This window comes from Synechococcus sp. R6-5 (genome assembly GCF_047461775.1).
Classification (GTDB): domain Bacteria; phylum Cyanobacteriota; class Cyanobacteriia; order Thermostichales; family Thermostichaceae; genus Thermostichus.
Genome location: NZ_JANSHV010000017.1, coordinates 1 through 10,255, shown reverse-complemented (window position 1 = coordinate 10,255; position 10,255 = coordinate 1). Strand labels below are relative to the sequence as shown.

The 10,255-nt window shown below is 59.3% G+C and carries 7 protein-coding genes; 3 read left to right on the top strand and 4 right to left on the bottom strand.

The features are described from left to right. Nucleotides 1-78: 78 nt before the first annotated feature. Entirely contained in the window at nucleotides 79-1,401 is a 1,323-nt protein-coding gene (locus NW818_RS00950) for a four-carbon acid sugar kinase family protein (RefSeq protein WP_414423585.1), read from the bottom strand. Between the two features lie 209 nt (nucleotides 1,402-1,610). Here NW818_RS00950 and phoU point away from each other — a divergent pair, with 209 nt between their 5' ends. The 3 genes from phoU to clpB all read left to right on the top strand — a co-directional run bounded on the left by phoU (nucleotide 1,611) and on the right by clpB (nucleotide 7,442). Further along, the gene (phoU, locus tag NW818_RS00945) at nucleotides 1,611-2,252 is read left to right on the top strand and encodes a phosphate signaling complex protein PhoU (RefSeq protein ID WP_414423584.1); all 642 of its coding nucleotides are present in this window, start codon (nucleotides 1,611-1,613) and stop codon (nucleotides 2,250-2,252) included. A 62-nt stretch (nucleotides 2,253-2,314) separates the two neighbouring features. Continuing rightward, the gene (locus tag NW818_RS00940; protein WP_414423583.1) at nucleotides 2,315-4,600 is read left to right on the top strand and encodes a ribonuclease R family protein; all 2,286 of its coding nucleotides are present in this window, start codon (nucleotides 2,315-2,317) and stop codon (nucleotides 4,598-4,600) included. A gap of 199 nt (nucleotides 4,601-4,799) precedes the next feature. Next, nucleotides 4,800-7,442, top strand: a complete 2,643-nt coding sequence (clpB, locus tag NW818_RS00935; RefSeq protein ID WP_414417080.1) for an ATP-dependent chaperone ClpB — start codon at nucleotides 4,800-4,802, stop codon at nucleotides 7,440-7,442. 15 nt (nucleotides 7,443-7,457) lie between these two features. On the opposite strand, the gene NW818_RS00930 is transcribed toward clpB, so the two are convergent. The 3 genes from NW818_RS00930 to NW818_RS00920 all read right to left on the bottom strand — a co-directional run bounded on the left by NW818_RS00930 (nucleotide 7,458) and on the right by NW818_RS00920 (nucleotide 10,016). Beyond that, a complete protein-coding gene (locus NW818_RS00930) occupies nucleotides 7,458-7,859 on the bottom strand; it encodes a SaoD/DsrE family protein (protein WP_414331634.1) in 402 nt (133 codons plus the stop codon). 268 nt (nucleotides 7,860-8,127) lie between these two features. After that, a complete protein-coding gene (locus NW818_RS00925; RefSeq protein WP_414423582.1) occupies nucleotides 8,128-9,450 on the bottom strand; it encodes a dihydroorotase in 1,323 nt (440 codons plus the stop codon). A 38-nt stretch (nucleotides 9,451-9,488) separates the two neighbouring features. Continuing rightward, nucleotides 9,489-10,016, bottom strand: a complete 528-nt coding sequence (locus NW818_RS00920) for a MarR family winged helix-turn-helix transcriptional regulator (protein WP_414418603.1) — start codon at nucleotides 10,014-10,016, stop codon at nucleotides 9,489-9,491. Nucleotides 10,017-10,255: the final 239 nt, after the last annotated feature.

Below are 10,255 nucleotides of genomic sequence, written 5' to 3'. Positions count from 1 at the left end.
CGCTGCATAGTTGAACAGTGATGTTCAGTAGTGTTCAGCGTAAATGTATCAGGAACCCACAAGACCATCCTCTTCACCCTAAATCAAGCCCCGACTTTTGAGGCGACGATGGAGCAAAAGCAGCGTATCCGCCTCGCCGACATTGCCCGGAAACAACACCACCGGCAGGTTGGGAAAGCGGGGATGATCGGACGGGGTGATCACCATCGAGATCCCTGGGTAAATTTGCCCCAGCAGACGCACCGCCGGCAAGTCGAGGCCAGTGCTGAGGGTGTCGTTGGAGGTGATGCCGCCCTTGCTGATGAGATAGCCGATCCCTTCTGGCAGCCCCTGCACCACACCCATCAACAACCGGGAAACCTTCTGCCCAAAAGCTAGGCGCATTTCTACGGCGTCCTTTTCGAACGTCAGTTCCTCTCGGCTGGTGTAGACCACCGGCGTCAGACCCTGCTCATAGGCGCTGTGAACTTGGGCCAGGATCCCTGGCAGCAGCTCCGCGTCGGGATCCAATAGTCGCCTCACCTCCACCTCGATGCCTTGGGTTTCAGGCTCCTGCAGAAGGCGGGCCAACTGCTGGCTGGACTTTTGCACATGGGATCCCACGATCACCACCCCCGGTTGAGAGGAGCGGACAAACCGCCCCATCTGCTCTGGCAGAACCGGCTGTGGCGGCAATTGGGCCAAAGCCGTCAAGAGGCTGGCGGCGCTGCGGAACAAAAAGCGCTTCCCCTGCTCTATAGCCGCCCAAACATCCTGGGCAAAGCGATCCAGATCCGCCTGGGTTTCTCCATCCACCACACAGCAGACATTCCCCTCCAGACTCAAAAGCCGCTCCAGACAGCCGGCGCGAATCTGCTCTAGGGTCAATCGCTCCACCTGCTCAGCCCGGATCCGCCCCTGGGTTTTCTCCTGCACATAGTCCGGCAAATAGCTGTGGTGGTAGCCAAACACCGCATCCCGAGCAAACTCCGTCTCATGCACCGGCACCCAGCGCTCCCCCACCCGTAGGTAGTGGACACTGTTGCGGGTGATGCGCCCTCCCTCAAAAAAGGCCGGCACCAGAAAATGGGCATCAAAAGGCCCCAGCTCCGCTGCCATCACATCGGTTTCCAAGGGGTAGTGCCCCCGCAAAGTCGAGTCGGAGCGGCTGACGAAAATAGCCTGCTCACATCCCAGCTCCGCCATCACCTCCTTCAACGCCCCACATACCGACCGCGTCACCTCCGCTGCCTTCGCCGGGGGCAAAGCCCGAGTATTGGTGAGGATGAAGCGAATCGGCGAACGATCCTGCAACCCCAGCTTCAAGGTCTCCGGATCCCAGCGGGTGAGGAGCAGGCAACTGTGAACGGTTTGGGATCCGGTGGGATCATCGTCCAACACAATGATGGGGGGAAGAGCCATGAGACCGTCTCAATCGACAAAGCAACCCGAGAACTCCAGACAGACGAATCCCCCTCAAAGGGCAACCGCTATTTTCATCTTCCCCCAAGTTGGCCATCTTCCCTGCCCCTATTCCAGGCGAAGTTTGCCATGATTGAGATCAGCTGGCTCTGGTGATCCAAAACGACTGCAACCCTTCCCCCCCCTGCCCACATTCATGGGAGAAAGCCATGGGGCAAGCCGAGCTGCAACTTCACATCAAACGGGTACAGCAGGATGTGCTGCGTATGGGGGCATTAGTGGAAAAATCGGTGGTCTTGGCCCAGCAGGCCCTGTTTGAACAGAACTTGGTCGCTGCCGAACAGGTGATCGCCCAAGACAAGCAAATTGACCGTTTTTATCGTCAAATCGAGAAAGACTGTATTAATTTGATTGCCTTGCGCTCCCCGGTGGCGCGGGATCTGCGCTGGATCAGTACCCTGATGCAACTGGTACGCGATCTGGAGCGGATTGGCGACTACGCCAAAGATTTGGCCGAAGTGGCCCTGCGCTTGGTCATGTACCCGCCGCCCCCGGAGCTGGGTCGTATTCGCGTGATGATGCAGCGCTGCCAGAAAATGCTCAGCCACAGCTTGGTGGCCCTGACGGAATTGGATGCTGACCTGGGCCGACAACTGAAGCGGGAAGACGACGCCGTTGATGAAGATTACACTAACCTTTACAATACGTTGGCGCAGCAGTCTGACATTCGCGGATCGGTCGAGCCTATTCTATTGATGTTGCTGGCGATCCGTTACCTGGAGCGTCTGGCCGACCACAGCACCAACATCGGCCAGCGGGTAGCTTTTATCGTCACCGGCCAGCGTGACTAACGCCAACGGGTTGGGTCTTGCGATGTCTTAACCCCTCTTTTTCTTTTTTGCCAATACCCAAAATGGACTTCTCTCGAATTTTTCAGCATTTTCTCTCTCAGCCTCCCGATCAATTGACCGACAAAGATACTCTTCTTGCTCTCTTGCAGTCCCCCGACCCAGAAGCGCCGGAAATGCTGGAGATTGCCCTAGATGGCCTGGTGCGGGCCGGGTTTCTGGAACGACTAGGGGATCCCCCTCGCTATCGGCGCAAGCCGGACGAATCTTTGGTGGTGGGGCGTTTGCGCTGTTCCAGCAAAGGCTTTTGCTTCGCCATTCGGGACGAGCCGGGGGTGGAGGATGTGTACATCCACGGCAGCAACCTCAGCGGCGCCTGGAATGGGGATCAGGTGTTGGCGCGGGTCACCAAAGATGGCAACCGTCGCCGCAGCCCTGAGGGAGAGGTGGTGGCCGTTGTGGAGCGGGCCAATTCTGCCCTGGTGGGTCGCCTCAAACAGACGGAACAGGGTTTTCGGGTGGTGCCCTTGGACGACCGGCTGCTGTTCGAGCTGGCCCTGACGGAGGGATCCCCTGTCGAGCTGGCGGAAGGTCGGGTGGCCTATGTGGAGGTGGATCGCTACCCGCTGGGGGATCTGCCCCCAACCGGAACCATTCGCAAAATCTTGGGCGACGGCCCAGAAGCCTCCATCGATGCAGATTTGGTCTGTTGCAAGTACGACCTGCCGCAGGAGTTTCCCGCCCCGGTGTTGGAGGCAGCAGCAGCTCTGCCCAAAAAGCTCAGCCGCTCTGACCAAAAGGGCCGCCGCGATCTGCGCGATTGGTTTTGCATCACTTTGGAGCCTTTGGATCTGCAGCATCCCCACGGCTTGGAACCCAACGTGGCCGTCTCCCTACAACGGCAGGAGGATAACCACTGGCTGCTGGGGATCCACATTGCCGACGTAGCCCACTGGCTGGATCCCGACCACCCCTTGGAGCAAGAGGCTCAGCAGCGGACGGCCACCGTCTACCTCGATACGATGGTGCTGCCTCTCTTTCCGCCGGAGGTGCACAACCGCCTGGCTCTGTTGCCACAGCAGGAGCGCTTGGCCTATTCACTGCTAGTGACCCTCGACCCAGAAGGGGTGGTACAAAACTTCGAGATTTACCCCAGCCTGGTGCAATCGCGGGCTCACCTGTCCTATGGTCAGGTGCAGGCTCTTTTGGCCACCACCGCCGACTTGGGCCCCGACGAAGACGTGCCGGAGTTGATGGCCCTGCTGCAAAACCTGCTGCGCCTTAGCCAGATCCTACGGGCCAAACGTCACCAGGCGGGGGGATTTGACCTGCCCCTGTTGGATTTGCTCACTCCCCACTCTGCCGATGAAAGCGGCTACGGCCCCCTCTTGATCAGCGATCGCCTCGGCGCCCATGCCCTGATGACGGAAATTCTCCTGCTGGCCAACCAAATCCTGGGCCACCATTTGCGCCAGTTGGGGATCCCTTCTTTGGCCCGCGTGCAGCCTGCCCCTGCCGCCGAGGCCCTGCAGAGCTTTTTGCGCCTGGCCAATGCCATGAAGCTGGATCTGAATTTGCAAGATCCCGCTGTCGTAACTCTGGCGGACTGGCAGCGGATTTGTGCCCGCATCACCGCTCCCGATGTGTTGGCCTCTGGCGCGAGCCCGGCCTTGGTGGCGCAGATGCTGGCCACCTTGCCCCCGGTCGAGTATCGTCTTCAGCCTCTGGAAGAACACCTGGGCCATTTTGGCTTGGGCCTCAAAGAACCCTACGCCACCTTTACGGCCCCCTTGCGCCGCTATGCCGACTTGCTCAATTTGCGTGCTCTGCACCTGGCCCTAAGCAAAGGACGCGATCGCCGCAGCCCTCGCTCCAAAACTGTGGTGGATCTGCACGGCCCCAGCGGCTACGGCCAAATCGACTGGCAAGTGTTGCCGCCAAAGGTGCAGGAGGAATGGCAGGCGTTTCTCCAGGCGCAACTGCCCAAAATTCAGGAGGGGTACCGGATCCGGCAGCAGGCGGAACGGGAGCTGATGGGCCTGAAGCGCTCTGAGTTCATGCAAAAGCACCTGGGAGAGGTGTTCCCCGGCCTAATCATCGGCGTCCAGAACTACGGCTTTTTTGTCCAGGTGGATCCCATCTTGGCGGAAGGCTTGGTGCGGGTGAGCACTCTCAAAAACGATTGGTACGAGTACCGCAGCCGTCAGCAGGCGCTGGTGGGACGCAAGAGTCGGCGCCAGTTTCGCCTGGGGGATCGGGTGGAGGTGCAGATTAAGAACGTGGATTACTACCGCCAACAAATTGACCTGGCGGTAATCGGGGAAGGCCGTCCCTACGAAGAAGAAGAATAAGGCGGGGATCCCTCCATGGATCGCAGCTGGAGAGGACGGTTGTTGCGAACTCTGGCTCTGGCAAAATAGGCGATACCTAGATCAGGAAGATCCTACCGGAGCTTCCGGCACCCAGCTCTACTGCCCCGAAAGAGTCCAGGGTGCTCCCTGTGTCTGTATTGCCTTCCTATACTGAGTAGCAAAGCTCTGCCGAACTCCTATGCAGCCCACCAATCCCAACCAATTTACCGAAAAAGCTTGGAGCGCCATTGTCCAATCCCAAGATGTGGCCCGGCGGCACCAGCAGCAACAGTTGGAAACCGAGCATTTGCTGATCTCCCTTCTGGATCAAGAGGGGGGGCTCACCCAAACCCTCCTGCAACGGGCAGGTATCGATCCGAGGCTGGTGCGGGATAAAGTGGAAAGCTTCATCAACCAGCAGCCCAAGTTGGCGCGGGTGGATCAGCTCTACTTGGGTCGCGGCCTGGAAACCACCCTGGATCGGGCCGAGGAGTTTCGCAAAGAGTACGGCGATGATTTCATCTCGGTGGAGCACTTGTTTTTGGGATCCCTGCAAGATGAGCGGGTGGGCAAGCGGGTCTTGGCACCCCTGGGCCTGACGGTAGAGCGCCTCAAACCGGTCATCAAAGAGGTGCGAGGCAAACAGCGGGTCACCGACAAAAACCCCGAATCCCGCTACGAAGCCCTGGAGCGCTATGGCCGCGATCTCACCCAGGCGGCCCGCGAAGGGAAGCTGGACCCGGTGATCGGGCGAGATGACGAGATCCGCCGCGTCATTCAGGTGCTCTCCCGCCGCACCAAAAACAACCCCGTCCTCATCGGCGAACCCGGCGTGGGGAAAACAGCCATTGTGGAGGGCCTAGCCCAGCGCATCAACCGGGGAGATGTGCCGGAGTCTCTGAAAAACCGGCGAGTCATTGCTCTGGACATGGGCGCTCTCATTGCCGGGGCCAAGTACCGCGGGGAATTTGAAGACCGCCTCAAAGCTGTGCTCAAAGAGGTCACCGAATCCGAAGGCCAGATCATCCTCTTCATCGACGAGTTGCACACCGTTGTCGGCGCCGGGGCCGGCGAAGGGGCCATGGATGCCGGCAACTTGCTCAAACCCATGCTGGCGCGGGGCGAGTTGCGCTGTATCGGCGCCACCACCCTGGATGAATACCGCAAGCACATCGAAAAAGATGCGGCCCTAGAACGCCGCTTTCAGCCGGTGTACGTGGATCAGCCTTCGGTGGAAGATACCATCTCCATCCTGCGCGGCCTCAAAGAGCGCTACGAGCTGCACCATGGGGTCAAAATCAGCGACTCCGCCTTGGTGGCGGCAGCGGTGCTCTCCAACCGCTACATCTCCGAGCGCTTCCTGCCCGACAAAGCCATCGACCTGGTGGACGAGGCGGCGGCCAAGCTGAAGATGGAGATCACCTCCAAGCCCGTCGAATTGGATGAAATTGACCGGCGGATCATGCAATTGCAGATGGAGGAGCTCTCCCTGAAAAAAGAAGATGATGCCGCCTCCAGAGATCGCCTCAGCAAAATTGAGCAGGAGCTGGCCAACCTGACGGAGCGACAACGGGAGTTGAATGCCCGCTGGCAATTTGAAAAAGAGGCTATCGAACGCCTGCAAAGCCTTAAAGCCGAGCGGGACGCCGTCAAGCTTCAAATCGAACAGGCTGAACAAAAATATGACCTCAACCGCGCTGCCGAGCTCAAGTACGGCAAGCTGATGGAATTGGAGCGGCAAATCCAAGAGCAGGAGGCTCACCTGGCCAAGCTGCAGGCCAACGGCGAGCCGCTGCTGCGGGAGCAAGTGACTCCTGAAGATATCGCTGAGATCGTCTCCCGCTGGACCGGGATCCCAGTCACCAGCCTGATGGAGTCGGAAAAGCAGAAGCTGCTGCGCCTGGAAGCCCATTTGCACCAGCGGGTGGTGGGCCAAGACGAGGCGGTAGCCGCCGTAGCGGCAGCCATTCGGCGCGCCCGGGCCGGCATGAAGGATCCCAATCGCCCCATCGGCTCTTTCCTGTTCATGGGGCCCACTGGCGTGGGGAAAACCGAGCTGGCCCGTGCTTTGGCGGAGTTCCTCTTCGACACTTCCGAGGCGATGGTGCGCATCGACATGTCCGAGTACATGGAGAAGCACTCGGTCTCTCGTTTGGTGGGGGCCCCTCCAGGCTACGTGGGCTACGAAGAAGGCGGGCAGCTCTCCGAGGCGGTGCGGCGACGCCCCTACTCGGTGGTGCTGTTTGACGAGGTGGAAAAAGCCCACCCGGATGTCTTCAACATCCTGCTGCAGGTGCTGGACGATGGCCGCATCACCGACTCCCAAGGGCGGACAGTGGACTTCAAAAACACCATCATCATCATGACCAGCAACATCGGCAGCGACCTCATCCTGGAAATTGGGGCCGATGAAAGCCGCTACGAGGAGATGAAAACTCAGGTGCTGGCCATGCTGCGGCACCACTTCCGACCGGAGTTCCTCAACCGGGTGGACGAGCTGATCATCTTCCACGCCCTCACCAAAGAGCAAATTCGCCAGATTGTCGGCCTGCAAATGCAGCGGGTGGAAAAGCTGCTGGCAGATCAGCAAATCGAGATCCTGCTCACCGAAGAAGCCAAGGACTACCTGGCAGAGGTGGGCTACGACCCAGTGTTCGGGGCCCGTCCCCTGAAGCGGGTGATCCAGCGGGAGATCGAAAATCCCATTGCCACCAAGCTGCTGGAAAACGAGTTCCTACCCGGCGACCGCATTTTGGTGGATGTAGCCAACGAGCGGTTGATCTTCCGCAAGATCGGCTCTCAGCCCAGCCAAGAGCCGCCGGCGGCTGTGGCCGTCAGCTAAGTCGGGGTCCTTCCGTCAAAGCGTAATCACTTGGTCAGGTGGGTTGTCCTTCAAGGCCTCGTAGAGGTCAGGGAAACAGCCCACCTGCACTCCTTTGACGACGTTTTTGGGAACGCACCGAGCTGGCTCTCTGCGCCCGCGTCCTTGAGCGTCGCACCAGCGGGGTTCCCCTTCGGCTAGGTTGCGCTCCAGAGCGCACATGTCACACATCATCAGCAGGATGTTTTGCTCTTGGGCAACCTTGGCCAAGCGCTCGCCAATGGGATCCCCCTGCCGCAAAACAAAGCAGTTGTCGTCGAAAAAGAACATGCCCACCACCTGCGCTCCATGCACCCCTGCTTCTAGCTGGGGCAGGATCATCTGGCCCAACTTATAGGTGCCGCAGCGAGGGTGAGTGAACACGTAGGCAACTTTCATGAGGCCCCCTTGCCGTTTCCAATTTTGATTATCAGTAATTATCATTTTCAGAGTAACACGAGTTTCTGGGCCAGAGTTGCCGGACCCAGCAAGCCGAGGTGTGTGGTGATCGGCAAACCAGCCTGAGACCGTTCCTGATGCTTTTGCGCCATCCCGCCCTCAGGCCTGGCTTCTCTCCCACAAAGGGAGAGGGAAGCTAGGATAGGCTACTGCGCCACTTCTGTCCTGCTGCTATCGGAAGCCCTTGCGGGATAGCAGGGATCCCTGGCTAGCGCTGAAACTGAAGAGCCTTTCCCCGCACCGAGGGATCCACCTGGCCGTTTTGAAAGGCAATCTGTCCGCCCACGATCGTGACTAGGGGCCAGCCCACCAATTCCCAGCCCTCGAAGGGACTCCAGCCGCATTTGGTCAGCAGCTCTTCCCGCCGCACCGGTTTGGGTGTGTGGCGATCCACCAGCACCAGGTCGGCGTCGTAGCCCACCTGCAGCCGCCCTTTGTTGGGGATCCGGTAGAGGCGGGCCGGCGCCTCACACATCCACTGCACCACCTGCGCCAGCGTACAACGCCCCTGCTGGGCTGCCGTCAGCATCAGAGGCAAAGCGGTTTCCACGCCGGGCATACCGGAAGGGGAGTGGGGGTAGGGCTGAGCCTTTTCTTCCAAAGTATGAGGGGCATGGTCGGTGGCAATGCAATCCAGGATCCCGTCGTGCAGCCCCTGCCACAGTTGGGCCAGGTTAGCGGGATCCCGCAGGGGGGGGTTCATCTGGGCCAGGGATCCCAGACGAGCGTAATCGGCGGTGCTGAGCAGTAGGTGTTGGGGGGTCACCTCTGCCGTCACCCAGGCCGGCTTGTGCTGGCGCAGCAGCTCGACCTCTAGGCCGGTGGAAAGGTGCAAAATGTGTAGGCGATGGCGGTAGCGGGTGGCCAAGTCCAAAGCCCGCCGTGAGGCGATCAGGGCCGATTCCTCGTCCTGAATTTGCGAGTGAACAGCTACGTCTGTGCGTCCGGCAAACAGGGCCTTACGGGCTTTGATGCGAGACAGATCTTCAGCATGGACGGCAATTAAGAAGTTGGGATCCGTTTCCCCGAAAATCCGCTCCAGCGCCGCCTGATCATCCACCAACAGGGGCCCATGCATGGATCCCATGAAGATTTTGATGCCACAGGCTCCCTGCACCGTTTGCAACTCTTCTAAGTTATCGGCAGTGGCCCCGATGAAAAAGCCGTAATTGACCACACACTTGCTGCCTGCACGGGCCAACTTGTCATCCAGCGTCGCTTGGTCAATCGTCAGCGGGTCGGTGTTGGGCATCTCCAAAAAGCTGGTCACCCCGCCCCGGGCACAGGCCCAGGATCCCGTCTGCAGGTCTTCTTTGTGCTCTCGGCCCGGCTCGCGGAAGTGAACTTGCGGATCGATCACCCCCGGCATCAAGGTATGGCCCTCGGCGTCGATGACCTTGGCCACCCCTTCTGGCGAGAGGTTTTGGCCGATTTGGGCAATGCGCCCCTCCCGCACCAGCACATCCCCCCGCCAGGGATCCCCTTCCGGCACCAGCAGCTCAGCATTTCGGATCAGCAAATCTCCAGACAAAGCTCCGCCCTCCCCCAAAGGCGCTCTCAAGATAAAGACTATTGACTTGGCTCCGCCAGCACAACCGCATCTGGATCCACTGACAGATGGGCGATCAGCCGATCCACCAACCGCGAGAGGGTTGCCTGTTCTTCTGGGCTGAGACAGCCGTAGGTTTGCTCCCGCAACTGCCAAATCAGAGGGGGTAAAACGTCTTTCAGCTCCTCCCCTGCAGGTGTGAGGTAGACCCGCCAAATCCGCCGATCCTCAGGATCTCGCTGCCGCCGGATCAGCTCCCGTTTTTCCATGCCATCCAACACCCCGGTCATGGTGCCCCCCAACTGCTGCAAGCGCTCACAAATAGTGGAAGTAGGGATCCCGTCTTCTTCCCAAAGGCAGCAGAGCACCACCCAATGGGAGATGGTCAGGCCAAAAGGCTCCAAATGAGACTGCAACTTCCGCCGCACCAATTGAGACAACAATCGAATGCGGTAGCCCAGGGAGTTGGGGGCGAGAATGTCATGCCACCGTTCCAGGAAAGCCTGCTTTTCCGATTGAACCATCTCCCCGGTTTGACTGTTTCCCATCGGCGGCCTGGAATGCTCGGAATCTAAATCGCCCTATTTTATCTTTTACTGAGGAGAAGGAGAGAAGGAGCTTACGGTTTGCCGAGAAGGTTGTGTGATCTGCAGTACGGCCTAGCCCTTGCACAGCCAACAGACGATCTGCGGCCATTACAGTTGCAAAAGATATCCATAAAGATATCCATCAGGCCATACAACATTTTTTGGCTACCCATCAGCTAGAAATTGCAGGAGCCCCGCAC

What these genes read in the sequence shown, in the direction of transcription:
- NW818_RS00950 (WP_414423585.1), bottom strand. Translation starts at nt 1,401, where the DNA reads ATGGCTCTTCCCCCCATCATTGTGTTGGACGATGATCCCACCGGATCC.
- phoU (WP_414423584.1), top strand. Translation starts at nt 1,611, where the DNA reads ATGGGGCAAGCCGAGCTGCAACTTCACATCAAACGGGTACAGCAGGAT.
- NW818_RS00940 (WP_414423583.1), top strand. Translation starts at nt 2,315, where the DNA reads ATGGACTTCTCTCGAATTTTTCAGCATTTTCTCTCTCAGCCTCCCGAT.
- clpB (WP_414417080.1), top strand. Translation starts at nt 4,800, where the DNA reads ATGCAGCCCACCAATCCCAACCAATTTACCGAAAAAGCTTGGAGCGCC.
- NW818_RS00930 (WP_414331634.1), bottom strand. Translation starts at nt 7,859, where the DNA reads ATGAAAGTTGCCTACGTGTTCACTCACCCTCGCTGCGGCACCTATAAG.
- NW818_RS00920 (WP_414418603.1), bottom strand. Translation starts at nt 10,016, where the DNA reads ATGGGAAACAGTCAAACCGGGGAGATGGTTCAATCGGAAAAGCAGGCT.